The organism is Curtobacterium sp. 314Chir4.1 (assembly GCF_900215175.1).
Taxonomy (GTDB): domain Bacteria; phylum Actinomycetota; class Actinomycetes; order Actinomycetales; family Microbacteriaceae; genus Curtobacterium; species Curtobacterium pusillum_A.
In genome coordinates this window covers 377,977-401,596 of sequence record NZ_OCMI01000001.1, presented here as the reverse complement: position 1 = coordinate 401,596, position 23,620 = coordinate 377,977, and the positions used below count along the sequence as shown (strand labels likewise).

General features: G+C 70.5%; 23 protein-coding genes and 1 pseudogene. 12 read left to right on the top strand and 12 right to left on the bottom strand.

The window, feature by feature from the left end; genetic code table 11:
• The first annotated feature begins 50 nt into the window (after positions 1-50).
• The 3 genes from CRP27_RS01790 to CRP27_RS01780 are packed head-to-tail and all read left to right on the top strand — an operon-like array spanning position 51 to position 2,359.
• Positions 51-932 (top strand): Sir2 family NAD-dependent protein deacetylase, encoded by an 882-nt coding sequence (locus tag CRP27_RS01790; RefSeq protein ID WP_097179050.1) that lies wholly within the window; start codon positions 51-53, stop codon positions 930-932.
• Positions 929-1,570 (top strand): histidine phosphatase family protein, encoded by a 642-nt coding sequence (locus tag CRP27_RS01785; RefSeq protein WP_097179049.1) that lies wholly within the window; start codon positions 929-931, stop codon positions 1,568-1,570. Before CRP27_RS01790 ends, CRP27_RS01785 begins: the two co-directional genes overlap by 4 nt.
• A 42-nt stretch (positions 1,571-1,612) precedes the next feature.
• Positions 1,613-2,359 carry a hypothetical protein gene (locus tag CRP27_RS01780; RefSeq protein ID WP_141399651.1) on the top strand — a complete coding sequence of 249 codons (747 nt, stop codon included), beginning with the start codon at positions 1,613-1,615 and terminating at the stop codon, positions 2,357-2,359.
• Between the two features lie 339 nt (positions 2,360-2,698).
• On the opposite strand, the gene CRP27_RS01775 is transcribed toward CRP27_RS01780, so the two are convergent.
• Both CRP27_RS01775 and CRP27_RS01770 read right to left on the bottom strand, forming a co-directional pair.
• A complete protein-coding gene (locus tag CRP27_RS01775) occupies positions 2,699-3,772 on the bottom strand; it encodes a glycosyltransferase family 1 protein (RefSeq protein ID WP_097179595.1) in 1,074 nt (357 codons plus the stop codon).
• Positions 3,773-3,777: 5 nt separating this feature from the next.
• Complete coding sequence (locus CRP27_RS01770; RefSeq protein ID WP_097179047.1) at positions 3,778-4,740, bottom strand: alpha/beta fold hydrolase; 963 nt, start codon at positions 4,738-4,740, stop codon at positions 3,778-3,780.
• 154 nt (positions 4,741-4,894) lie between these two features.
• Between CRP27_RS01770 and treS the strand changes: the two genes are divergently transcribed.
• Entirely contained in the window at positions 4,895-6,604 is a 1,710-nt protein-coding gene (treS, locus tag CRP27_RS01765; RefSeq protein ID WP_097179046.1) for a maltose alpha-D-glucosyltransferase, read from the top strand.
• A 247-nt stretch (positions 6,605-6,851) separates the two neighbouring features.
• Positions 6,852-7,598, top strand: coding sequence for a 3'-5' exonuclease (locus CRP27_RS01760; protein WP_217990676.1), 747 nt, complete (start codon positions 6,852-6,854; stop codon positions 7,596-7,598).
• Positions 7,599-7,921: 323 nt separating this feature from the next.
• Here the strand turns inward: CRP27_RS01760 and CRP27_RS01755 are convergent, their stop codons facing one another.
• From CRP27_RS01755 to glgA, 3 genes are all read right to left on the bottom strand, one after another.
• A complete protein-coding gene (locus CRP27_RS01755) occupies positions 7,922-8,170 on the bottom strand; it encodes a type B 50S ribosomal protein L31 (protein ID WP_022905887.1) in 249 nt (82 codons plus the stop codon).
• Between the two features lie 125 nt (positions 8,171-8,295).
• Positions 8,296-9,078 (bottom strand): ABC transporter ATP-binding protein, encoded by a 783-nt coding sequence (locus CRP27_RS01750; protein WP_079236093.1) that lies wholly within the window; start codon positions 9,076-9,078, stop codon positions 8,296-8,298.
• A gap of 9 nt (positions 9,079-9,087) precedes the next feature.
• On the bottom strand, positions 9,088-10,287 hold the full coding sequence (gene glgA / locus CRP27_RS01745; protein ID WP_097179045.1) for a glycogen synthase: 1,200 nt from the start codon (positions 10,285-10,287) through the stop codon (positions 9,088-9,090).
• Between the two features lie 47 nt (positions 10,288-10,334).
• On the opposite strand from glgA, the gene CRP27_RS01740 reads away from it, so the two are divergent.
• Both CRP27_RS01740 and serB read left to right on the top strand, forming a co-directional pair.
• Positions 10,335-11,576 carry a glucose-1-phosphate adenylyltransferase gene (locus CRP27_RS01740; protein WP_079236095.1) on the top strand — a complete coding sequence of 414 codons (1,242 nt, stop codon included), beginning with the start codon at positions 10,335-10,337 and terminating at the stop codon, positions 11,574-11,576.
• An 83-nt stretch (positions 11,577-11,659) separates the two neighbouring features.
• Positions 11,660-12,298 (top strand): phosphoserine phosphatase SerB, encoded by a 639-nt coding sequence (gene serB, locus CRP27_RS01735; protein ID WP_097179044.1) that lies wholly within the window; start codon positions 11,660-11,662, stop codon positions 12,296-12,298.
• A gap of 136 nt (positions 12,299-12,434) precedes the next feature.
• Here the strand turns inward: serB and fabG are convergent, their stop codons facing one another.
• Positions 12,435-13,148 carry a 3-oxoacyl-ACP reductase FabG gene (gene fabG / locus CRP27_RS01730; RefSeq protein WP_097179043.1) on the bottom strand — a complete coding sequence of 238 codons (714 nt, stop codon included), beginning with the start codon at positions 13,146-13,148 and terminating at the stop codon, positions 12,435-12,437.
• Between the two features lie 167 nt (positions 13,149-13,315).
• Between fabG and CRP27_RS01725 the strand changes: the two genes are divergently transcribed.
• From CRP27_RS01725 to CRP27_RS01715, 3 genes and pseudogenes are all read left to right on the top strand, one after another.
• Positions 13,316-13,735, top strand: a complete 420-nt coding sequence (locus CRP27_RS01725; RefSeq protein WP_097179042.1) for a DUF3099 domain-containing protein — start codon at positions 13,316-13,318, stop codon at positions 13,733-13,735.
• Positions 13,735-13,941 (top strand): annotated as a pseudogene (locus CRP27_RS01720) (hypothetical protein); the annotation flags it as partial. The gene CRP27_RS01725 and the pseudogene CRP27_RS01720, both read left to right, overlap by 1 nt.
• A gap of 98 nt (positions 13,942-14,039) precedes the next feature.
• Positions 14,040-15,014, top strand: coding sequence for an SURF1 family protein (locus CRP27_RS01715; protein WP_097179041.1), 975 nt, complete (start codon positions 14,040-14,042; stop codon positions 15,012-15,014).
• Positions 15,015-15,476: 462 nt separating this feature from the next.
• Here the strand turns inward: CRP27_RS01715 and CRP27_RS01710 are convergent, their stop codons facing one another.
• On the bottom strand, positions 15,477-17,075 hold the full coding sequence (locus CRP27_RS01710; RefSeq protein ID WP_097179040.1) for an ABC-F family ATP-binding cassette domain-containing protein: 1,599 nt from the start codon (positions 17,073-17,075) through the stop codon (positions 15,477-15,479).
• Between the two features lie 115 nt (positions 17,076-17,190).
• Between CRP27_RS01710 and CRP27_RS01705 the strand changes: the two genes are divergently transcribed.
• Positions 17,191-17,790, top strand: coding sequence for a biotin transporter BioY (locus tag CRP27_RS01705; RefSeq protein ID WP_097179039.1), 600 nt, complete (start codon positions 17,191-17,193; stop codon positions 17,788-17,790).
• Positions 17,791-18,097: 307 nt separating this feature from the next.
• Here the strand turns inward: CRP27_RS01705 and CRP27_RS01700 are convergent, their stop codons facing one another.
• The 5 genes from CRP27_RS01700 to sufB are packed head-to-tail and all read right to left on the bottom strand — an operon-like array spanning position 18,098 to position 22,277.
• Positions 18,098-18,427 carry a metal-sulfur cluster assembly factor gene (locus CRP27_RS01700; protein ID WP_079236104.1) on the bottom strand — a complete coding sequence of 110 codons (330 nt, stop codon included), beginning with the start codon at positions 18,425-18,427 and terminating at the stop codon, positions 18,098-18,100.
• Positions 18,427-19,200, bottom strand: coding sequence for a Fe-S cluster assembly ATPase SufC (sufC, locus tag CRP27_RS01695; protein ID WP_097179038.1), 774 nt, complete (start codon positions 19,198-19,200; stop codon positions 18,427-18,429). Before sufC ends, CRP27_RS01700 begins: the two co-directional genes overlap by 1 nt.
• A 60-nt stretch (positions 19,201-19,260) precedes the next feature.
• Complete coding sequence (locus CRP27_RS01690) at positions 19,261-19,587, bottom strand: non-heme iron oxygenase ferredoxin subunit (protein ID WP_079236105.1); 327 nt, start codon at positions 19,585-19,587, stop codon at positions 19,261-19,263.
• Positions 19,587-20,858: a Fe-S cluster assembly protein SufD gene (gene sufD / locus CRP27_RS01685; RefSeq protein WP_217990675.1), complete on the bottom strand. Its 1,272-nt coding sequence runs from the start codon at positions 20,856-20,858 to the stop codon at positions 19,587-19,589. The genes CRP27_RS01690 and sufD overlap by 1 nt, the downstream gene beginning before the upstream one ends.
• Positions 20,859-22,277 (bottom strand): Fe-S cluster assembly protein SufB, encoded by a 1,419-nt coding sequence (gene sufB, locus CRP27_RS01680; RefSeq protein ID WP_070419047.1) that lies wholly within the window; start codon positions 22,275-22,277, stop codon positions 20,859-20,861. It lies immediately after the preceding gene.
• A gap of 249 nt (positions 22,278-22,526) precedes the next feature.
• Here sufB and CRP27_RS01675 point away from each other — a divergent pair, with 249 nt between their 5' ends.
• Positions 22,527-23,501 (top strand): heme A synthase, encoded by a 975-nt coding sequence (locus CRP27_RS01675; protein WP_097179037.1) that lies wholly within the window; start codon positions 22,527-22,529, stop codon positions 23,499-23,501.
• Positions 23,502-23,620: the final 119 nt, after the last annotated feature.

The following is a 23,620-nucleotide window of genomic DNA, read 5'->3' as shown; positions in this document are numbered from 1 at the left end:
CGGGTGGGAAGTGACCGGGACGGTCGGCTGTTGAGGGTACCGTGAACACGATGGTGACGAGCGAACCGACCAGCCCCGCGGCCTCCGACGCGGCCTCCAGCGCGGTCGACCTCGACCGCGCCGTCGAACTGCTCGCCGGCAAGCGCATCGCCGTGCTGTCCGGTGCTGGGCTGAGCACCGACTCCGGCATCCCCGACTACCGCGGCGAGGGGCGCGTGGTCCGGAAGCCGATGACCTTCCAGGAGTTCCGCGCAGACCCCGCGAAGCGTCAGCGCTACTGGGCCGGCTCGCACCTCGGCTGGCGGACCTTCGCCGCCGCCCGCCCGAACGCCGGCCACCGCGCGCTCGCCGCACTCGAGCGGGACGGCATCGTCACCGGGATCGTCACGCAGAACGTCGACGGCCTGCACCTGCGCTCCGGGTCGCGTCGGGTCGTCGAGATCCACGGGTCGATGGACCGCGCCGTGTGCCTCACGTGCGGGCAGGTGTTCTCCCGCGCCGACCTCGCCGCCGTGCTCGACCGCGACAACCCCTGGATCGACGAACCCGGCTCCGTGCAGCTCCAGCCGGACGGCGACGTCGAGATCACCGACGTCGAGCGCTTCCGGGTGCCCGACTGCTCGGTGTGCGGCGGCGTCCTCAAGCCCGACGTGGTGTTCTTCGGCGAGTTCGTGCCGGCCGAGAAGTTCCGCGAGGCCGTGTCCATCGTCGCCGAAGCCGAGGCACTCGTCGTCGTCGGCTCCTCGCTCACCGTGAACTCCGGCGTCCGACTCGTCGACCACGCCGCGCGCCGCAAGCACCCCGTCGTGATCATCAACCGCGGCGAGACGCGCAGCGACCGCCGGGCTGCGGTCAAGCTCGACGCCGGCACCACCGAGACGCTCGAGGCCCTGGCGGCGCGTCTCGACCCGTCTGCGATGATCGAGCGGTGACGACGCTCCTCTACCTGGTCCGGCACGGCGAGACCGACTGGAACGCCGAACGGCGCATCCAGGGCTCCACCGACATCCCGCTCAACGACACCGGACGACGGCAGGCGGCCTCGACCGCGACGCTGCTCGACCGACGGTCGTTCGACGCCGTCGTCGCCTCACCGCTGTCGCGTGCGTTCGAGACCGGGTCGATCATCGCCGAGCACCTCGGACTCGCCACGCCCGTCGCCTACCCGGGACTGGCGGAGCGCTCGTACGGCGAGGCCGAGGGCCTGACGAACGACGAGGTCCTGGCCCGCTACCCGCACGACGACGTCCCCGGTCGCGAGTCGCGGAGCGCCCTGCTCGCCCGGGTCACCGAGACCCTCGGCGAGATCGCCGTGCGGTACGACGCCGGCAGCGTGGTCGTCGCGACCCACGGCGCCGTGATCCGCAGCGTCGTGAACGCGGCTGCCCCCGGGACCGCCGACCGGCACAGCACCCCGATCCGCAACGGCTCCGTGCACTCGTTCCGGTGGGACCCCGAGCGGTTCCACGCCGAGCTCGTCCGGTTCGACGACCCCATCGACGGCGTGTCCGACGGGCCGGGCCGGTACACGTTCGAGTACCAGAACCCGCTCGAGCGCCGGGGGTACTAGGCTCCGATGCACTCGCAGACCTGAGCGCGTGAGGGGGCTGACATGACGTCCGACGGACCAGGCGGTGTGCGGCCGGGGTGGACGCAGTCCGACCCCACCGACGATGACGACGACCTCGACCGCGCGTTCGGCCACGGCACCGCGTCGATGGCCGTCCGGACCCCGCGGCAGCGTGTGCGTCGCAGTGCGCTCGTCGGTGTCGGCGTGGTCATCGCCGCCGGGGTGCTCGCCGTGGTGCTCATCACGATCATCAGCAGCGTCCAGAACGGCGTCGGTGGGGTCTTCCCCCGTCCGGACGCCGCCCTCGACCGCTTCGGCAGCGCAGCCCGCGACGTCAGCGGCGTCCAGCGCGTCACGGACGAGAAGCCGAAGAAGACCTCGTTCGCGAGCTACGACGTCGAGAGCACCGTCACGGTGTCGCCCGGCCTGCCCGAGGCCGAGCAGACCGCGGCCGTCGACGCCCTCGCCGCCGCGGCCGACGACGTCAGCGGGAACGGCGTGCGCGTGTTCGCGGTCGCCGACCTCGGCGAGGTGCAGGTCGGGGTCTCCGCCGACGTCGTCGTCACCGAGAAGCGCCTCGACCTCGCGCGGCAGCTGGCGGCGATCGGCGGGGTGTCGGGCGTCCGCTGCTCGTGGGGCGACGCCGGACCCTCGGACGACCCCGCGGACCAGACGATCACGGTGGTGACGCACGGCACCGGGAACGCCCTCGGGGCGATCGTGGCGAAGGCGACCCAGGAGACCCGCGCGGTGTTCCCCGGCGCGACGGTGGAGTCCGCGCTGCCCTGACGCCGGCAGCCGAGCCGTGCTGCCTGGTGCTGCTGCGGGTTCCGGCCCGTCCCTTCCGCTGAAGCGACAGTCTGGCGCCGTACTCCCGCGGCAGTCTGTCGCTCTGACGGACCAATCTCGAGCCCTTGACGGGCAGGAGTCACTTTCGCGCCGCGAAGCACTGATGGGGATGCTGAACTCGAAAGCGACAGTCTGGCGCCGTACTCCCGCGGCATTCTGTCGCTCCGGCGTGGCCGAGTCGAGCGCTCGGTGGCAGAAAGTCGCCTTCGCGCGAGAAACGGCGCTGCCAGTGGCGTCAGCGCACCAGAGACGTCAGCCCCCAAGCGACGTCAGGGGATGTCAGCGCGCCGCTCGGTCTGCGACCGCGCGCTCGACAGCCCGCACGACCTGCTCGGCGGACTCGTCCCACCGGAACCAGGCGGCCTGCGCGAGCGATGCCTGCGAGGCGGCGTCCCACCGGGCCTCGAGCCGACGCACCGCAGCGGCGACCGCCGACGGCGACGAGGGGTCGAAGTACTCCGCAGCGTCGCCGCCGATCTCCCGGAAGATCGGGACGTCACTGACGACGACCGGCGTGCCGACACCCATCGCCTCGACCAGCGGGATCCCGAAGCCCTCGTCGTACGAAGCCGTCGCCAGTGCGGTCGCCGATCGCAGCACCGACAGGTACTCGTCGTCGGAGGCCCCGTCGTGGAACACGATCGCACCATCGGGAGCGAGCCGCTCCAGCCGAGCTCGGTCGGTGTCGGACACCCGGGACATGCAGTGCAGCACCCAGTCGGCACCGAGCAGCGGGAGCGCGGCGGCCAGTGTCTCGACGTTCTTGTAGGGCATGAACGACCCCATGTAGACCAGGGTCTTCTCCCGCGCACCACCAGCTGGCCGGGGTGCAGCGGGGTCGGCGGCGTTGTAGGCCACGGTGACGGGGCGCTTCGTCAGGCGGTGGGCTTCGATCAGCCCGGCGGTGGTCTCCGACACGGTCACGACCCCGTCCGCGCCGTTCAGCAGGAACCGCTGTGGCGCCCAGCTCAGGTGGAACGCACGCCAGCCGAGGCGGATCGGCCACGAGAACTCTCGCGGGGGCGTGCGGTTCCGGTAGTAGATGAGGTCGTGCAGGGTCAGCACGAGGGCGTAGTCGCGCCCCCGGGAGCCCATCGTCTGCATCGGTGAGAACACCGCGTCGAGCCCGAGCCGGTTGACCTTCCGGGCGACGAGGGGTTCCCCGGCGTCGGTCGGCGCCGGCAGGAGCTCCCACGACAGCCCCTCGGGCAGGGACTCGAGCTGTCGTTCGTCGTTGACCAGCAGGACGTAGTCGTGCCGGTCGGGCAGGTTGGCGACCACACCGGCGGTGAACCGGCTGATGCCGTCGTGCCGTCCGATCCGGACGTAACGGCAGTCGATGCCGATGCGCAGGCGGCTCACGAGGCGGCTCCGGACGGCTTCGCAGCCTTCGACGCACGAGTGGCCTTCGCCTTCCCGCCACGCCCGACCGGCGTGTCCGCCATCCGGCGCAGGACCGCGGCGGCGGCGACGTCCGGGGTCTCGTAGTGCACGAGGTGCCCGACCTGCGGGATGACGACGAGTTCGGCGTCACGGAGCCGTGCGGCCAACGCCTGCTGCTCCGGGACGGCCGTGATGTCGTCGTGCTCCGCCGCGATCATGAGCACGGGCACCCCGATCCGGTCGGCGTACTCGGACACGTCGTGGGTGACCGAGGTCCGGAAGGCCTCGAGCACGCTCGTACGGTTCGCGAACGCCGAGAAGTACCGGTCGTGCTGGTCGTGCACCCACCGCCGGAGGTCACGGTCGTGCGACTTGAGCATCGCGACGCTCATCGCCCGGACGATGACCGGGTTCCGGAGCAGTCCGAGGCCGAGGGGCTTCGGCAGCAGCGCGCCGGCACGGTAGTACCCGATGGCGATCCCGGTGCCGACGGCGCGCGGGCCCTGCAGCGCGGGCGCGGCGATCGGGTTCACCAGGACGAGCAACCGGGTGTCGAGTCCGGCCGCGACGGTGGCGGCGACGACGATCGACCCGAAGGAGTGCCCCAGCACCACGGTGTCCCTGCCGAGGCCCAGCGCCGCGTGGAACCCGCGCAGCCACCCGACGTAGGAGTCGATGTCCGAGACCGGCAACGGGTCCGACACGCCAAACCCGGGCAGGTCGGGCACGATGACCCGGACGCCTCGCAGGTGCGCCGCGATCGTCTCGAGCCCGTGGTGGTCGCCGCGGAAACCGTGCACGGCCAGCACGGTCTGCTCGGCGTCGGCCGGCCCGTAGACCCAGTAGTGGGTGGTGCGGCCGTCGACCTGGACGGAGCGGTGCACCACCGGGGTGGCGGCCATCAGCGACTGGTACGGGGAGAGGACGGGTGGTTGCATCCCGGCCAGTCTACGAACGACCCCCGCGCACCCACGTCGCCGCACGGCGAAGGTGGAGGACCCGCCACGGCGACCCGCCTGTGGAGGACGACCCGCGCCTCCCGTCCGCCCTTTCTCCGGACAACCGGAGCACCGGCGGCCTAGCGTGTCCAGGGTGACGTTCACCGCCCCGATCCAGCTCCCAGGCCTGACACTGGACCCGCAGTGGTACAAGCGCTCGGTCTTCTACGAGTGCATGATCCGCTCGTTCGTCGACTCGAACGGTGACGGGATCGGTGACCTGCAAGGGGTCATCGGCAAGCTCGACTACCTGCAGTGGCTCGGGGTCGACGCGCTGTGGCTCCCGCCGTTCTTCAAGTCGCCGATGCGCGACGGCGGCTACGACATCGCCGACTACAAGGCGATCCTGCCCGAGTTCGGCACGCTCGACGACTTCCGCGAACTCGTCACCAAGTCGCACGAGCGCAACATGCGCATCGTCATCGACATGGTGATCAACCACACGAGCGACCAGCACGAGTGGTTCCAGCAGTCGCGCGAGGACCCGGACGGGCCCTACGGCGACTTCTACGTCTGGCGGGACACCGACGAGGACTACTCGAACATCCGCATCATCTTCGTCGACACCGAGGAGTCGAACTGGACGTTCGACCCGGTCCGCCGCCAGTTCTTCTTCCACCGCTTCTTCTCGCACCAGCCCGACCTGAACTTCGAGAACCCGGCCGTCGTCGAGGCCGTCTACGACGTCGTCCGACACTGGCTCGACCTCGGCGTGGACGGCCTCCGGCTCGACGCGATCCCGTACCTGTTCGAGTCCGAGGAGGGCAACGGCGAGGGCGAGCCGGAGACGCACGAGTTCATCAAGAAGCTCCGCGCGATGGTCGACGACGAGTACCCGGGGCGCGTCCTCCTCGCCGAGGCGAACCAGTGGCCGCGCGAGACCGCCGCGTTCTTCGGCACCGACGAGGAGCCCGAGTGCCACATGGCGTTCGACTTCCCGGTGATGCCCCGGATCTTCTACTCCCTCCGCGCGCAGCACGCCGCCGAGCTGAAGGCGATCCTGTCCGAGACCCTCGACGTGCCGGCGAGTGCCGCGTGGGGCGTCTTCCTCCGCAACCACGACGAGCTCACGCTCGAGATGGTCAGCGAGGAGTACCGGCAGGCCATGTACGGCTGGTACGGCTACGACCCGCGGATGCGGTCCAACATCGGCATCCGCCGACGGCTCGCCCCCCTGCTGGACAACTCCCGCGCGGAGCTCGAGCTCATCCACGCGCTGCTGTTCTCGCTGCCCGGATCCCCGTTCCTCTACTACGGGGACGAGATCGGGATGGGCGACAACATCTGGCTGCCGGACCGCGACTCGTCGCGCACGCCGATGCAGTGGACGCCGGACCGCAACGCCGGGTTCTCCACCGCCGACCCCGGCAAGCTGTACCTGCCCGTCGTGCAGTCGCTCGTCTACAACTACGCGCAGGTGAACGTCGAGGCGCAGCTCGCCCAGTCGCGATCCCTGCTGCACTGGGTCCGCAACGTCATCCACGTGCGGAAGGCGCACCCGGTGTTCGGCCTCGGGACGCTCGACGTGCAGGAGACCTCGAACGACTCGGTGCTCGCGTTCGTCCGCTCGTGGGAGGGTTCCGGCGCCCAGTTCGGTCCCTCGGCGGAGGACGTCCTCTGCGTGTTCTCGTTCGCGACGAACCCGACGTCGGTGACGGTGTCCGCCCCGGAGTTCGCGGGGCGGCCGCTGTACGACCTGTTCGGCGGCGGGACGTTCCCGTCGTTCGACGAGTCGGGGTCGGTCACGTTGACGATGGGGACGCAGTCGTTCTACTGGCTGCACGTCGGCGCGCCGGTCGCGTAGACGGCGGCACGGACGCGCGCGTCGGCTCGCGTCCGCGCGCGTCGGCTTGCTCACGCCTGTGTCGGCTTGCGTCGGCACGTGTCGGCTCGCGCCCGCCCGTGACGGCTCGCGTCGGCAAGTGTCGGCACGTGTCGGCACGTTTCGGCTCGCGCCCGCGCGTGTCGGCAGACACCGGCCTGGAGGCACGGCTCGGCCCCGCCAGGCGGGTCGCGGTGGTCGTGTCGGTGCGTCCGGTTAGCCTGTGGCCGTGACGATCCCCACAGCACAGCTCGACACGCCCGCCCCGGCGCAGGACCTCACCGGCCGCCCATGGTGGCACGCGCTCGGCGTGTTCGACCTCGAGACCACCGGTGTGGACGTCGAGACCGCCCGCATCGTCACCGCGCACGTCGGCCTGATCGACATGACCGGCCGGTCGATCGTCGAGGGTGCGTGGATCGCCGACCCCGGCATCGAGATCCCCGAGGGTGCCGCCGCCGTGCACGGCATCACCACCGAGCGTGCCCGGGCGGAGGGGCGTCCCGCCGGTGAGGTCGTCGCCGAGATCATCGCCGCGGTCGAGGCCGTGTTCGCGCGCGGCATCCCCCTCGTGATCTACAACGCTCCGTACGACCTCACCGTCCTCGACCGCGAGGCCAAGCGCCACGGCATCGCCTCCCCCGTCGTGGGCAACGTCGTGGACCCGCTCGTCATCGACAAGGCGCTGGACACCTACCGGAAGGGCAAGCGCACGCTCGAGGCCGCGTCGGAGCTCTACGGCGTGACCCTGGACGATGCGCACGACGCCGGCGCCGACGCCATCGCTGCCGGGCGTGTCGCGCAGGCCATCGCCGCCAGGTACCCGGAGGAGCTCGGTGTCTCCGCCGAAGAGCTCCACCGCAAGCAGGTCGGCTGGTGCGCCGAGCAGGCGACCTCGTTCCAGGACTACATGCGGAAGAAGCGCGACCCGTCCTTCACCGCCGACGGCCGCTGGCCCCACCGCAACGGCGACTGACCCGCGCCCCCGCGGTCCAGTTCTGCGCCCCGTGCCGAACACGGCGCCCCTGCACAACGGGGCGCACTGTCCGTCACGGGGCGCAGTCGCGAGCCGCGCCCGAGCCGGCGCGGGGCGGCCGCACAACCAAAGTCGTGCCGAACCGCGGCATCCCGCGGCGCGAACGCACTTGCGTTGTGCGCAGGCGCCCCGCACCGCCCCGCCCCGCCCCGCTCCGCCCCGCCCCACGCGCCCGCACCGGTCCCGGCGACCAGCACGCCCCCGGGCGCACGAAACGGGCGGCCCTCCCGAAGGAGAGCCGCCCGTCGGCGTGCAGCGCCTGCTTACTTGCCGAAGCCCTTGAAGCGCTGGTTGAACTTCTCGACGCGACCGGCCGAGTCGAGGATGCGCTGCTTGCCCGTGTAGAACGGGTGCGACGCGGAGGAGATCTCGACGTCGATGACCGGGTAGGTCGCACCGTCGAGCTCGATGGTCTTGTCGCTGTTCGCGGTCGAACGCGTCAGGAACGTCTCACCGGAGGCCAGGTCACGGAAGACGATGGCGCGGTACTCGGGGTGGATGTCGGTCTTCATGGAGATTCCTCGGATAGCGGTGATGGGTCGGACTGCGCGAATGCTCGAACAAGCACCACGCCGGAAGTCGTCGGCTTGCGCCAGCCGTCTACGTTACCAGACGATGGGCGGGATGTGGAGCAGGATCAGGCCGCGCGTGCCGTGTACCGGCCGGCGTCCTTCGACACCGTGAGCTCGATGCCGAACGCCTCGGTGAGCGTCGCCGCCGTGAGCACCTCGTCGATGGGACCGGCTGCCTGCACGTGGCCGTCGGACAGCACCAGCGCGTGGGTGAACCCGGCCGGGATCTCCTCGACGTGGTGGGTGACGATGACGATCGCAGGCGAGTCCTCGCTCTGGGCGTAGCCGCCGAGGGTGCGCACGAGGCTCTCGCGGGCGCCGAGGTCGAGTGACGCCGCGGGCTCGTCCAGGAACAGGATCTCGGGGTCCGTCATCACGGCGCGGGCGATCTGGACGCGCTTCTGCTCGCCGTCACTCAGCTCGCCGAACGTGCGGTCGGTGAAGGCGCCGAGGCCCCACTCCTCGAGCACGCGCTGGGCCCGGCGGACGTCGAGCTCCTCGTACTCCTCGTTCCAGCGGCCGGTGACCGAGTACGCCGCCGTGAGCACCACGTCGATGACCTTCTCGGTCACCGGGATGCGTCGGGCGAGGGCGGTCGACGCGAAGCCGATGCGGGGCCGCAGCTCGAAGAGGTCGGCACCGCCGAGTTCCGTGCCGAGCACCTCGACGTCACCCGAGGTCGGGAAGGTCTGCGCACCCGCGACCTGCAGCAGCGTGGTCTTGCCGGCACCGTTGGCACCGAGCACGACCCAGCGTTCGTCGTCCTGCACCTCCCACGAGATCCCGTCGAGGATGGTGGCCCCGTTGCGGACCACGGAGACGTCTGACAAGCGCACGACCGAGGGCATGCGACCAGCCTAGAGGTTCCGGCCGAGCACCTCGTCGTAGACCTGCCGTGTCCGCTCCGCGATCGCGCCCCAGGTGAACTCCGTCTCGACGCGGAGCCGTCCGGCGCGGCCCATCAGCTTCGCCAGCCCCTCGTCCGCGAGCACCTCGTTGAGCGTCGCCGCGAGGTCGGCCACGTAGCGATCGGGATCCGTCGGGGTGCCGGTGCCGTCCTGTGCCTGGTCGATCGGCACGATGCGACCGGTCAGCCCGTCCGCGACGACCTCGGGGATGCCCCCGGTGCCGGTGCCGACGACGGGGATGCCACAGGCCATGGCCTCGAGGTTGACGATCCCGAGCGGCTCGTAGATGGACGGGCACACGAACACGGTGCCCGAGGACAGCACGTTGACGATCTCCTGGTGGGCGAGCATCCTGTCGATCCAGACGACGCCGTCACGATCGGCGCGCAACGCGTCGACGAGACCCGTGACCTCGGCCATGATCTCCGGCGTGTCCGGGGCGCCCGCGCAGAGCACGATCTGGACCTCCGGCGGCAGCGACGCCACGGCACGGAGCAGGTAGGGCAGGCCCTTCTGCCGGGTGATCCGCCCGACGAACACCACGCTGGGCCGGGACGGGTCGATCCCGAGGGCCCGGACGGCGTCCTCGTCGACGGTGGGCTTCCACTCGTCGATGTCGATGCCGTTGTAGACGACGTGCACCTTCGCCGGGTCGATCGACGGGTACGAGCGGAGGATGTCCGCGCGCATGGCCTTCGACACCGCGATGACGCCGTCGGCGTGCTCGAACGCCTCGCGCTCCATCCAGCTCGACAGCCGGTAGCCGCCGCCGAGCTGCTCGGCCTTCCACGGCCGCAGCGGCTCGAGGCTGTGCGCCGTGACGACGTGCGGGATCCCGTAGGTCAACTGCGCGATCCGGCCCGCCGAGTTCGCGTACCAGGTGTGCGAGTGCACGACGTCTGCACCCTCGACGTCAGCCGCGATGGCGACGTCGGTCCCGAGCGCCTGGAGCGCGCCGTTCGCCTGCTCGAGGCCGTCGGGCGTGCGGTACGCCCACACGTCGGCCTCGTCGCGGAACGCACCGAAGGCGCGGACGCGCACCTCGGTGTCGGTCCCGGAGCGGAGCGCCGCGGTCAGTTCGGCCACGTGGACACCCGCACCGCCGTAGACCTCCGGCGGATACTCCCTGGTCAGCAGATCGACTCGCACGCGTTCACGGTAACCGGTTCCCAGTGCTGACGCCTACTGTGAACGGCATGGCTCCAAAGAAGGTCTTCGGCATCGTGCTCGCCGGCGGTGAGGGCAAACGGCTCATGCCGCTCACGGCCGACCGGGCGAAGCCCGCTGTCCCGTTCGGCGGGAACTTCCGTCTCATCGACTTCGCGCTCTCGAACCTGGTGAACTCCGGGCTGCAGAAGATCGTCGTCCTGACGCAGTACAAGTCGCACAGTCTCGACCGTCACGTCGCGGAGACCTGGCGCATGGAGGGGCTGCTCGGCTCCTACGTCGCGTCCGTGCCCGCGCAGCAGCGACTCGGCAAGCGCTGGTTCGCCGGGTCGGCCGACGCGATCCTGCAGTCGCTCAACCTGCTCCGCGACGAGCGCCCCGACATCGTCGTCGTGGTCGGCGCGGACCACGTGTACCGGATGGACTTCCACCAGATGGTCGAGGCGCACATCGCCTCCGGCCGCAGCGCGACCGTCGCAGCGATCCGGCAGCCGATCGGCCTGGCCGACCAGTTCGGCGTGATCCAGGTCGCCGACGACGACCCGACGAAGATCGAGGCGTTCCTCGAGAAGCCGACGGACGCCGTGGGCCTGTCCGACTCCCCCGGCGAGATCCTCGCGTCGATGGGCAACTACGTCTTCGACGCCGATGCCCTCGTCGACGCGGTCCTCCGCGACGGCCAGATCGAGACGTCGAACCACGACATGGGCGGCGACATCGTCCCGGACTTCGTGAACCGCGGCGACGCCGGCGTCTACGACCTCAAGCGCAACGAGGTCCCCGGCTCGAACGAGCGCGACCGGTACTACTGGCGCGACGTGGGGACGATCGACTCGTTCTTCGACGCCCACATGGACCTCATCGCGCCCGTGCCGGTGTTCAACCTGTACAACCAGGACTGGCCGATCTTCAACCAGCAGACGAACCTGCCGCCGGCGAAGTTCGTGCGCGACGCCAACGGGAACACCGGCTCGACGGTCGACTCGCTCGTGTCGCTCGGCTGCCTGGTCTCGGGTGCGCAGGTCGAACGCAGCATGATCGGCCCGTGGTGCGGGATCGACTCCGGCGCGAAGGTCCTGGACTCGATCGTCTTCGAGCGCGCGTCGATCGGCGCGGGCGCGATCGTGAACCGCGCGATCCTCGACAAGGACGTCGTGATCGCTCCTGGTGCGCAGGTCGGCGTCGACCGGGAGGCGGACGAGGCACGCGGCTTCACGGTCACCGAGTCCGGCATCACCGTGGTCGGCAAGGGCGTCCGCGTCGACGCGTAGACGCGAACCACCAGGACCGGCCTGGAGGCGCGGCTGACGTAACGCACGTCAGCCGCGCCTCCGACAGTCGGTACCGTTGGTGCGTGCCACGCTTCCTCGTCGTCCTCGATGCCGATTCCACGCTCCTCGAGGACGAGGTCATCGAACTCCTGGCGGACACCGCCGGGACCCGGCCACAGGTCGCGGCGATCACGGAGCGCGCCATGCGCGGCGAGATCGACTTCGCCGAGAGCCTCCGGGAGCGTGTCGCGACCTTGGCGGGCCTCCAGGTCGACGTCTTCCGTCGTGCACAGGACGCGGTCCGCGTGACGCGGGGCGCCGACCAGCTGGTCCGCGGCGTGCACGCCGCCGGCGGCACGGTCGGTGTGGTCTCCGGAGGCTTCCACGAGGTCCTCGACCCGTTCGCGGAGCGCCTCGGACTCGACCACTGCCGCGCCAACCGGCTCGAGGTGACCGACGGCGTCCTGACCGGGCGGGTGCTCGGCGACGTCGTCGACGCGCACGCCAAGGCCGTCGCGCTCCGGGAGTGGGCCGGCGCCGACGGCGTGGACCTCGTCCGGACGGTCGCGGTCGGCGACGGCGCGAACGACCTCGAGATGATGCGCGTCGCCGCCCTGTCGGTGGCATTCGACGCGAAGCCGCGCGTGCGCGAGCAGGCGGACGTCGCCGTCGTCGACCGCGACCTGTCGAGCGTGCTCGCGACGCTGGGCCTGCGCGGCTGAGTCGCACTCGCCGACCCACGTCGGTGCCGTGCCGAGTCTCGGCCTCAGCGACGTTTCTCGCGCACCAGGCCGCGAATTCTGTCGCGCAGGCCGAGTCTCGGGCCCGGCGAGACGAGACTCGCGCCGGTTTCGCGCCCTAGTGGCCCATCCCGAGGCCGCCGTCGACCGGGACGACCGCGCCGGAGATGTAGCCCGCGCCGTCGCCCGCGAGGAACAGCGTGGCGTCCGCGACGTCGTCGACGGTGCCGTAGCGCGCCGCCGGGATCTGCTTCTTGAACTCGGCCTGCAGCTCCTCGGGAAGCGCCGCCGTCATGTCGGTCTGGATGAAGCCGGGCGCGACGACGTTCGCCGTGATGCCGCGGGACCCGAGCTCGCGCGTGATCGACCGGGCCATCCCGACGAGGGCGGCCTTCGACGACGCGTAGTTGACCTGGCCGACCTGGCCGTAGGCGCCGACGACGCTCGACATGAGCACGATGCGGCCGAACTTCGCCTTCATCATGCCCTTGGTGGCGCGCTTGACGACGCGGAAGGTCCCGGTGAGGTTCGTGTCGATGACGCTCGTGAAGTCCTCCTCGGACATCCGGAGCAGCAGCTGGTCGTTGGTGATCCCGGCGTTCGCGACGAGGACCTCGACCGGGCCGAGCTCCGCCTCGACCTGCGTGTAGGCGGCATCGACCGACGCGGTGTCGGTGATGTCGGCCTGCACCGTCAGCGCACCCTCGGGGCCGCCCTGACCGCTGCGCGACGTGACCGCGACGCGGTGGCCGGCGGTGACGAAGCGCTCCGCGAGGGCACGGCCGATGCCGCGGTTGCCGCCGGTGATGAGGACGGTACGGGGGGTGCTCATGGTCGCTCCGTTCGGTGTGGGGTGCTCGGCGCGCCGGTCCGGTCACGGCTCGGACACGCCCGGACGAGCGTACCCGAGCAGAAACCCGACATCCGGCACCCGCGCGCTGCACCCATGTCCGGCCATACGGGCTTAGGCTTGACCGTGGGCAGAGGAAAGAACACCGTATGAAGACGACGCACAGCATCACCACCCTTCCGGACTCTCCGGAGCAGGACCGTGCGCACCGCCTGTCCCGCTACGTGTGGCAGATGGCACTGCGCGTCGTGTTCTTCATCGGTGCCGTGCTCGTCTGGTCGATCTGGCACACCTGGCTCGCGGTCATCCCGATCGTCCTCGCCGGCGTCATCCCCTGGGTCGCGGTCATCATCGCGAACGCGGGCAGCCGCGCCGAGAGCGACATCGTGCGCCCGGCCGGAGCGATCGAGCTCTACGACGCCGTCGACCCGCGACTCCGCGAACAGCAGGAGGACGCCCGGGCCGAGGCCTACCGCGCCGAGCAGGACCGTCTGCGTGAGGAAGCCCACCACGCGCAGGAGGAATGGCAGCGCCACGGCGACCGCTCCAAGGTGTGGGGCCGTCGCTGATGGGCGCCACGTTCGACCTCTTCACGGAGCCCGGCTCGACGCCCGTGTGCTCCCGCGCCGGCTGCAGCTCCACCGCAGCGTGGCGCGTCAACTGGCGCAACCCGCGCATCCACGCGACCGACCGGGTGAAGATCTGGGCCGCGTGCGAAGAACACCGTGACTTCCTCGCCGACTACCTGCGCTCCCGGTCCTTCCCGGTGCGCGTGACCGGCATGCACGAGGACGTGGACCGCCTCGACGACGAGCGCGACCCGGCCGACGCCCCGAAGAACGACGTCGGAGCGCGCGCAGCCGGGGAGCGTCGGTGAGCGACCGCTTCGACCCGAGTTCGCGCTACGGCCGACGGCACGCGCAGAAGATCGCGCGCGCCGCAGCGGCAGCCGACACGAGCGCGGCGACCGTCGAACGCGACCCGGACGAGCCCTTCGTCGGCTGGCGCTTCGTGCAGAGCCGCCGCTGGCTCGGGTACTTCGCGATCGCCGTCGCCTTCGCGATCGTCTGCGCCCTGTTCGGCATGTGGCAGTGGGACCGCCGGAACGAGGCCGTCCGCCAGAACGAGCAGGTCGCGCAGAACTACGAGCACACCCCGGTGCCGCTCGAGCAGGCGCTCCCGAAGGCCTCCAGCTGGGACGACTCGCAGACCTGGCTCCGGGTGAGCGTCACCGGACGGTACGACACCGACGACCAGTTGCTCGTCCGGAACCGCGTGCACAACGGTCAACCCGGGTTCGAGGTCCTCACCCCCCTCGTCACCAGCGACGGCCGCGCGTTCGTCGTCGACCGCGGCTGGGTCCCCACCGGCAACGCGCAGGACGCCCCCGACCACGTCCCCGCTCCCCCGTCCGGCGAGGTCACGGCGATCGTCCGACTGCAGGAGAGCGAGCCGCGTATCCCCGGCCGAACGGACCCGGCACACACCGACCAGGTGCAGTCCGTCACGCTCTCCGACGTCGCGAAGAAGGTCGACACGCCGATCTACACCGGCGCCTACGGCCAGCTCGCGTCCGAGTCGCCAGCCCCGACCGAGGCCCGTCCGCTCGGGTGGGAACGCCCGACCGCCGACACCGGGCTGCACCTGAGCTACTTCATCCAGTGGTTCATGTTCGCGGCCGGCGGGTTCGGGTTCCTGGCGTACCTCATGGTGCAGGAGTACCGGAACCTCAACCAGGACGACCCGGAAGAGCGCGAGCGCGCCCAGGAGCGGCAGCGCCGTAAGGACGCCCGGCCGAAGACCGACGCCGAGATCGAGGACGAGCTGCTCGCCTCCCGTCGCAGCTGACGACGCCGCCGCGGCATCCTGTCTCGCGTCGTCGCGTCGCGTCTCGTCTCAGCGAGACGAGACGCCGTCCCGGCCGCGAGACGCCGTCTCCCCCGCGAGACGCCGCCGGATCGGGCCGCGTCTCGCGACACACGCGGCGTCTCGAGACGCACGCGGCGTCTGGGACGCGCGACACGGTCTGACACCCGACCGACGCGGCCTGGAGGTGCGTGGCGGGGCCGCCCCGCGCCTCCAGGCCGCCTGTGGCGCACCATCTCGGGCCCGACGAGCGACGTACTCCGGCTCACGAGCGAGACACCGCGCCAGGCGCGAGACGCCGCCCGATTCGGCGGCGCCTCGCGACGAGCGCAGCGTCTCGCGACGAGCGCGGCGTCTCGCGACGAGCGCGGCGTCTCGCGACGAGCGCGGCGTCTCGCGACGAGCGCGGCGCCTCGCCGACGCGAGACGCCGCGCCAGCGCGCGCTACGCGAGCTCGATGAGCTCCGCGTAGTCCTTGTTCCAGTGGTCCTCGGTGCCGTCCGGCAGGAGCAGCACGCGCTCGGGGTTGAGCGCCTCGACCGCACCGGCGTCGTGCGACACGAGCACGACCGCGCCCTCGTACCCGGCCAGGGCGCCGAGGATCTCCTCACGCGACGCCGGGTCGAGGTTGTTCGTCGGCTCGTCGAGGAGCAGCACGTTCGCGCCCGAGACCACGATCATCGCGAGTGACAGTCGGGTCTTCTCACCGCCTGACAGCACGCCGGCCTTCTTGTAGCCGTCGTCGCCCGTGAAGAGGAACGATCCGAGGACACGACGGGCCTCGGTCTCGTTGAGCTCCGTCGACGCCGACACCATGTTCTCGATGACGGTGCGGTTGACGTCGATGTTCTCGTGCTCCTGGGCGTAGTAGCCGATGCGCAGGCCGTGCCCGGGCAGGATCTCGCCCGTGTCCGGCTTGTCGGCGCCCGCGAGGATGCGGAGCAGTGTCGTCTTGCCGGCACCGTTGAAGCCGAGGATGACCACACGCGAACCGCGGTCGATCGCCAGGTCCACACCCGCGAAGATCTCGAGCGACCCGTACGACTTGGAGAGCCCCTCGGCCATGAGCGGCGTGCGACCGCAGGACACCGGGGTCGGGAACCGGAGCTTGGCGACGCGGTCGGCGACGCGCTCGTCCTCGAGGCCGGCGAGCAGCTTGTCCGCACGCGCCACCATCTGGTGCGCCGCGGCGGCCTTCGAGGCCTTCGCACCGAAACGGGCGGCCTGGTCCTTGAGCGTGGCGGCCTTCTTCTCGGCGTTCGCGCGCTCCTTGCGGCGGCGCTCCTCGTCAGCTGCACGCTGGCGCTGGTAGAGCTTCCAGCCCATGTTGTAGACGTCGATGCTCTGCCGGTTGGCGTCGAGGTAGAAGACGCGGTTGACGACCTCGTCCACGAGCTCGACGTCGTGGGAGATGATGATGACGCCGCCGGAGTACGTCTTGAGGTGCTCGCGCAGCCAGACGACCGAGTCGGCGTCGAGGTGGTTCGTCGGCTCGTCGAGGATCATCGTCTCGGCGTCCGAGAACAGGATGCGCGCGAGCTCGATGCGGCGGCGCTGACCACCCGACAGCGTCTTGAGCTGCTGGTCGAGGATGCGGTCCGGCAGCTTGAGGTTCGAGGCGATCGACGCCGCCTCGGCCTCGGCCGCGTACCCGCCGAGCGCGTTGAACTGGTCGTCGAGCCGGCTGTACCGACGCATCGCCTTCTCGGCGACGGCGGGGTCGTCGCTGGCCATGTCGAGCGTCGCGAGGCGGATGCCCTCGACGAGCTCGCCGAGGCCGCGGGCGTCCAGGATGCGCTTGCGCGCGGTCTCCTCCGGGTCGCCCGAACGCGGGTCCTGCGGCAGGTAGCCGATCTCGCCGCCGCGCTCGATCTTGCCGCCGGTCGGCTGCGTCTCCCCCGCGAGGGCCTTCGTCATCGTCGTCTTGCCCGCGCCGTTGCGGCCGACGAGTCCGATCTTGTCGCCCTTCTCGACACGGAAGGACACGTCCTCCATGAGGAGGCGAGCTCCGACGCGGATCTCGAGTTCGTGCACGGCAAGCACAGAGGACGTCCAATCAGTTGGTGGTTTTGCACAACGACGTGTGCGGGAGGTGCACCGCTACGCTGACGGGACCGATGGTTCCGAACGGGACCAGCAGTCCATTCTAGGAGAATCCATGACGAACGCCACCGGGTTCGCTCCCCGCGCAGTCCTCGCAGACCGTCTGCGCACCCAGGGAGTGGCCACCGACGCCGCGCTGATCGCCGGCGGCGCGCTGTTCACCGCCGCCATGGCCCAGCTCGAGGTGCCGATGTGGCCGGTGCCGATCACGGGGCAGACCCTGGCGGTCGTGCTCGTCGGCGCGACGCTCGGAGCCCGCCGCGGCATGCTCTCGCTGCTGGTCTACGCGGTCGCCGGGCTCGCCGGTGCGCCGTTCTTCGCCGGCTTCACGGGTGGCCTGCACGCCCTCGCCGTCCCGAGCTTCGGCTACGTCATCGGCTTCATCCCGGCGGCCGGCGTCATCGGCTGGCTCGCTCGCCGCAACTGGGACCGCCAGGTGGGCCGTGCCGCCGCAGCCATGCTCCTCGCGAGTGCGATCCCGTTCGTGACGGGCCTGCCCTACCTGGCGGTCGCGCTCGGGACGCTCGGCGCCCCGAACGACCTGCAGTCGGTGCTCGCCGCCGGCCTCTACCCGTTCATCGTGGGCGGCATCGCCAAGGCGCTCATCGCCGCGGGCATCGTGCCGCTGGCGTGGAAGCTGCTCGGCCGCCGCTGACGCGCGCCTGCACGGAGAGGGGCCCCGCACCGACCGGTGCGGGGCCCCTCGTCGTCGCGGCGTGCGCGCGGGGTCCAGCGGCAGCCCGGCCGCGGCCGCCGAGGTCGCACGACATGCCGCGCGCGTGACGCCGTGGTCGCACGACGTGTCGCCCCGCGGCGCCGAAGGCGACATCTTCTGCGACTTGGCCGGGCCGGACCGGACCGAGCCAGGCCCGACGGGGCGCACCGCGCACTGCCCGACCCACAGACGGACGGGAGGCGCGGTGCCAGCTGGCACCGCGCCTCCCGTCCGGGTGTGGTCGCGACTAGATCGAGAAGCCGAGCGCGCGCATCATCTCGCGCCCGTCATCGGTGATCCGCTCCGGACCCCACGGCGGCATCCAGACCCAGTTGATCCGGAACGCGTCGACGATGCCGTCGAGCGCGTTGGCGGTGTCACCCTCGATGACGTCGGTCAGCGGGCAGCCCGCGCTCGTCAGCGTCATGCTGATCACGAGCGCGTTCGCCTCATCGTCCATGGCGAGGTCGTAGATGAGCCCGAGGTCGACGATGTTCACGCCGAGTTCCGGGTCCTGGACCTCCTTGAGGCCCTCGACGACCTCGTCGAACTTCTCCGGTGCGAGTGCGGTGATCATCAGTTCCCCGCCGCTGCGGCTGCGGCCTGCACGTAACGGTCGTAGCCCTCGTTCTCGAGGCGCTCGGCGAGCTCCGGGCCGCCCTGCTCGGCGACCTTGCCCGCGACGAACACGTGCACGAAGTTCGGCTTGATGTAGCGGAGAATGCGCGTGTAGTGGGTGATGAGCAGCACACCGAGGCCGGTGGCGGCCTTCGCGCGGTTGACGCCCTCGGACACGATCTTCAGCGCGTCGACGTCGAGGCCGGAGTCGGTCTCGTCGAGCACGGCGAACTTCGGCTTGAGGAGCTCGAGCTGCATGATCTCGTGGCGCTTCTTCTCGCCACCGGAGAAGCCCTCGTTGACGTTGCGCTCGGCGAAGGCCGAGTCCATCTTGAGGTCGGCCATCGACTGGCGGAGGTCCTTCACCCAGCTGCGGAGCGCCGGGGCCTCGCCGTCGATCGCGGTCTTCGCGGTGCGGAGGAAGTTCGAGACGGTCACGCCGGGGATCTCCACCGGGTACTGCATGGCGAGGAACATGCCGGCGCGGGCACGCTCGTCGACGCTCATCGCGAGGACGTCTTCGCCGTCGAGGGTGATCGAGCCACCGACGACGTTGTAGCGCGGGTGACCGGCGATCGTGTAGGCGAGGGTGGACTTGCCCGAGCCGTTCGGCCCCATGATCGCGTGGATCTCGCCCTCGTTGATGGTGAGGTCGACGCCCTTGAGGATCTCCTTGACACCCTGGTCGGTGTCGATCGAGACCTGGAGGTCACGGATTTCGAGAGTGGACATTGCGTTCCTTCGGTTGCAGCTGGTGTGCGGCGTCAGCCGCGGGAAGAGTGGGAGGCGGTCTCAGTCGACCGGGACGGGGTCGTGCACGTCGACGTAGACCTCGCCGTCGCGGACCTCGACCCGGAAGACCGGGACGGGTTCGTACGCCGGGAAGTTCTGCGGCTTGCCGGTGGCCAGCGAGAACCGGGACCCGTGGGCCCAGCACTCGAGCGTGTCACCCTCGACGAACCCCTCCGCCAGGGAGATGTCCCCGTGGGTGCAGGTGTCGCCGATGGCGTGCACGGTCCCGGCGGAGTCCTTCACGATGGCGACCGCGGTGCCGTCGACCACGGCGCGCATCGGGCTGTCCACCGCGATGTCCGCCTCGGCACAGACCTTTGTCGACATCAGGCGTCGGCTGCTTCCGTCTCGGGCGCGACCAGCACGGTCCGCCCTTCCTGGAGCTCCTGCTCGACCGCGGCGATGAGGCGTTCCTCGAGCTCGGGGGCACCGATCTTCTGGATGACCTCGACGAGGAAGCCGAGCACGACGAGGCGACGTGCTTCCTCTTCCGGGATGCCACGGGACTGCAGGTAGAACAGTTGCTCGTCGTCGAAGCGGCCGGTCGCACTCGCGTGGCCGGCACCCTCGATGTTGCCCGTCTCGATCTCGAGGTTCGGGATGCTGTCCGCGCGCGTGCCGTCCGTGAGGACGAGGTTGCGGTTCTGCTCGTAGGAGTCCGTGCCGTCGCCGGCGCGCCCGATGAGCACGTCGCCGATCCACACCGTGTGCGCGCCCTTGCCCTGCAGCGCGCCCTTGTAGTTGACCCGACCGCGCGTGTTCGGCGCGTCGTGGTTCACGTAGACCTGCTGCTCGATGTACTGCCCGGCGTCGGCGAAGTACACGCCGTACATCTCGGTGTCGGCACCCTGCGCACCGAGGTGCGTCGAGGGGTTGACCCGGATGACGTCGCCGCCGAGCGAGACCACGACGTGCTTCAGGAAGGCGTCGCGGCCGACCTCGGCGAAGTGCGTCGACACGTGTACGGCGTCGTCGTCCCAGTCCTGCAGGCTGACCACCGTGAGGCGGGCGCCGTCCTGGACGACGATCTCGACGTTCTCGCTGAGGAGTGCCGAGCCGCGGTTGTCGAGCACGACGATGCCCTGGGCGTGCGCCTCGGCCGTGATGACCGTGTGCGCCGCGCGGGGCTGGGTGCCGAAGTCGGACCGGGTGATCGTGATGAACTCGTGCGCCTCGGTTGCCTTCACCGTGACGGCCAGCACGGCGTCACGGGCAGTCCACGCCGCGGCGGCGGCGCGGTCCTCGGGGAGCCCGGCGGAGCCGACGCGGGGGTCGTCGCTGCGACCCCACTCGACGTCGGCGCCGTCCGACTGGCGGGCGAGGAACGGGTAGGCGGATCCGTCGAGGCCGCCGTCGAGCAGCGGCTGGAGCTTCGCGAGGGGCGCGAACTTCCAGTTGACCTCGCGCCCCGTGACGGTCGGGAACGCCTCGACGTCACCCGACTGGAACCGCTCGGAGCGGGTCTGGACCGGGATGGACTTGTCGGGGGCGTCCCAGCCGCCGTCGGAGTGCGCCTTCGCGCCGTGCTGTGCCGTGCCCGTCGCGGCGGTGGCCGGCTCGATCGGCTGGTCGATGTGGGGAGGGGTGGAGCTGGACATCTAGCCGACGGATCCTTCCATGCTCATCTCGATGAGCTTGTTGAGTTCGAGTGCGTACTCCATCGGGAGCTCGCGGGCGATCGGCTCGATGAAGCCGCGGACGATCATCGCCATCGCCTCGTCCTCGGGCATGCCGCGGGACATCAAGTAGAACAGCTGCTCCTCGCTCACGCGGGAGACCGTGGCCTCGTGCCCGAGCTGGACGTCGTCGACACGGATGTCGATCGCCGGGTACGTGTCCGAACGGCTGATCGTGTCCACCAACAGCGCGTCGCACCGCACGGTGTTCGCCGCGTGGTGGGCTGCCGGATCCACCCGGACCTCACCGCGGTACCCGGCACGACCGCCGCCACGGGCGATCGACTTCGAGACGATCGAGGACGTCGTGTACGGCGCCATGTGGATCATCTTCGCGCCGGCGTCCTGGTGCTGACCCGGACCGGCGAAGGCCACGGAGAGCGTCTCGCCCTTGGCGTGCTCACCGGCGAGGTAGATCGACGGGTACTTCATCGTCACCTTCGAGCCGATGTTGCCGTCGATCCACTCCATCGTCGCGCCCTCGTGCGCGATCGCACGCTTGGTGACGAGGTTGTAGACGTTGTTCGACCAGTTCTGGATCGTCGTGTACCGGACGCGGGCGTTCTTCTTCACGATGATCTCGACGACGGCCGAGTGCAGCGAGTCCGACTTGTAGATCGGCGCGGTGCAGCCCTCGATGTAGTGGACGTAGGAGTCCTCGTCCGCGATGATCAGCGTCCGCTCGAACTGGCCCATGTTCTCGGTGTTGATGCGGAAGTAGGCCTGCAGCGGGATCTCGACGTGGACGCCCTTCGGGACGTAGACGAACGAGCCGCCGGACCACACGGCCGTGTTCAGCGCGGCGAACTTGTTGTCGCCGGCCGGGATCACGGTGCCGAAGTACTCCTCGAAGATCTCGGGGTGCTCGCGGAGCGCGGTGTCGGTGTCCATGAAGATGACGCCCTGCTGCTCCAGGTCCTCACGGATCTGGTGGTACACGACCTCGGACTCGTACTGGGCGGCGACGCCGGCGACGAGGCGCTGGCGCTCGGCCTCGGGGATGCCGAGCTTCTCGTAGGTCGCGCGGATGTCCTCGGGGAGGTCCTCCCACGACTGCGCCTGCTTCTCGGTGGAGCGGACGAAGTACTTGATGTTGTCGAAGTCGATGCCGGTCAGGTCGGCGCCCCACGTCGGCATGGGCTTGCGGCCGAAGAGCTGGAGGCCCTTGAGGCGGTTCTTGAGCATCCACTCGGGCTCGGACTTGAGGTTCGAGATGTCGGTCACGACCTCTTCCGAGATGCCGCGGCGCGCAGAGGCGCCGGCGGAGTCGGAGTCGGACCAGCCGAACTCGTATTGGCCGAGCCCTTCGAGCTCGGGACGGTCGATGAGCACGTCGGACATGGTCTCCTCGTTTCCTTCTCGCGGCAGCGTTCTGGGTGTCAACCCGTGGCGTCTGGACGCCATTCCACCGCACACCGCCGACAGGCGGACACGGTGTTGCTCCCTCGCAACGTCGATGGTTCCACGCAGTCCTGGGCGTGAGCGGCGATCTCGGACCTTTCGGAGCCGGCGCCTGCCTAGACTTGACTGCTGCTGAACCCTCGAATCCTACAGGTTCGCTGCACGGAACAACAGGAAGGCACCACCCTCGTGACTCGCGTCGGATCCCCCGTCGACCAGGACGTCCGCTCCCAGCCCTGGTGGTCGCTCCCCCGCGTCGTCGACCAGCGCGTCGTCGTGCTGGCCTGGGCGTCCTTCGTGGTCGAGGTCGTCCTCATCGGCACCGGCGGCCTCGTGCGCCTCACGGCGTCGGGGCTCGGGTGCCCGACCTGGCCCAAGTGCACCGCCGATTCACTGGTCTCGACGCCGGAGATGGGCATCCACGGCGTCATCGAGTTCGGCAACCGACTGCTCACCTTCGTGCTCGTCGTCGTGGCGATCGCGATGTTCCTGCTCGTCGTCCGGATGCGCCGGACCCGCCCCGAGCTGTTCTGGCTGGCGTTCGCCCAGGGCGCAGCGATCCCGGTGCAGGCCGTCATCGGCGGCATGAGCGTCTGGACGAACCTGAACCCCTTCGTCGTCGGGCTGCACTTCGTCGTCTCCGCTGCGCTCACGTCGGTGACCGCGGCACTCGTCTACCGGGCGATGCGCGGCCCGCGCACGGCGGACAGGACCGTCCCCCGCTGGTACCGCGGCGTCGTCGGCGGCACCATCGCCGCGGTCGTCGTGACCGTCCTCGTCGGCATCCTCACCACCGGGAGCGGCCCGCACGCCGGCGCGGACGAGGCCGTCGACGGCGGACGCCTGCACCGCACCGGGTTCGACCCGGCCGTCATGGAGCACCTGCACGCCGTGCCCGCCTACGTCCTCTTCGCGCTGACCCTGGTGCTCGTCGTCGGTGCGGTCCGCCTGCGCCTGTCGAGCAAGTGGGCGCTGCTGCTCCTGGTCGTCGAGTTCGTCCAGATCGCGGTCGGCCTCACGCAGGCGCGCACCGGGTTGCCGGTCGGACTGGTCGGCACCCACATGGTCCTGGCCGGACTCCTGGTCGGCGCGACGACCGTGGTGGCGCTCTCCACGCGCGGTACGGCCGGCCGCCAGGCCGTCCGTGAGCCGATCGCGGGCTGACGCCCCGCTCCGCACGCGGTCTCCGACGTCCCACCTGTCGATCGACAGGTGGGACGTCGTTCTTCGTGCGCGACGCGACCAGACGGCGGCCTGGAGGCACGGTGCGGGCCCGCCACGTG

Excerpts from the sequence above, each read along its gene's own strand:
- CRP27_RS01790 (WP_097179050.1), top strand. The coding sequence starts at position 51 with ATGGTGACGAGCGAACCGACCAGCCCCGCGGCCTCCGACGCGGCCTCC.
- CRP27_RS01780 (WP_141399651.1), top strand. The coding sequence starts at position 1,613 with ATGACGTCCGACGGACCAGGCGGTGTGCGGCCGGGGTGGACGCAGTCC.
- CRP27_RS01770 (WP_097179047.1), bottom strand. The coding sequence starts at position 4,740 with ATGCAACCACCCGTCCTCTCCCCGTACCAGTCGCTGATGGCCGCCACC.
- CRP27_RS01755 (WP_022905887.1), bottom strand. The coding sequence starts at position 8,170 with ATGAAGACCGACATCCACCCCGAGTACCGCGCCATCGTCTTCCGTGAC.
- CRP27_RS01750 (WP_079236093.1), bottom strand. The coding sequence starts at position 9,078 with ATGCCCTCGGTCGTGCGCTTGTCAGACGTCTCCGTGGTCCGCAACGGG.
- CRP27_RS01740 (WP_079236095.1), top strand. The coding sequence starts at position 10,335 with ATGGCTCCAAAGAAGGTCTTCGGCATCGTGCTCGCCGGCGGTGAGGGC.
- fabG (WP_097179043.1), bottom strand. The coding sequence starts at position 13,148 with ATGAGCACCCCCCGTACCGTCCTCATCACCGGCGGCAACCGCGGCATC.
- CRP27_RS01725 (WP_097179042.1), top strand. The coding sequence starts at position 13,316 with ATGAAGACGACGCACAGCATCACCACCCTTCCGGACTCTCCGGAGCAG.
- CRP27_RS01705 (WP_097179039.1), top strand. The coding sequence starts at position 17,191 with ATGACGAACGCCACCGGGTTCGCTCCCCGCGCAGTCCTCGCAGACCGT.
- CRP27_RS01700 (WP_079236104.1), bottom strand. The coding sequence starts at position 18,427 with ATGATCACCGCACTCGCACCGGAGAAGTTCGACGAGGTCGTCGAGGGC.
- sufC (WP_097179038.1), bottom strand. The coding sequence starts at position 19,200 with ATGTCCACTCTCGAAATCCGTGACCTCCAGGTCTCGATCGACACCGAC.
- CRP27_RS01690 (WP_079236105.1), bottom strand. The coding sequence starts at position 19,587 with ATGTCGACAAAGGTCTGTGCCGAGGCGGACATCGCGGTGGACAGCCCG.
- sufD (WP_217990675.1), bottom strand. The coding sequence starts at position 20,858 with ATGTCCAGCTCCACCCCTCCCCACATCGACCAGCCGATCGAGCCGGCC.
- sufB (WP_070419047.1), bottom strand. The coding sequence starts at position 22,277 with ATGTCCGACGTGCTCATCGACCGTCCCGAGCTCGAAGGGCTCGGCCAA.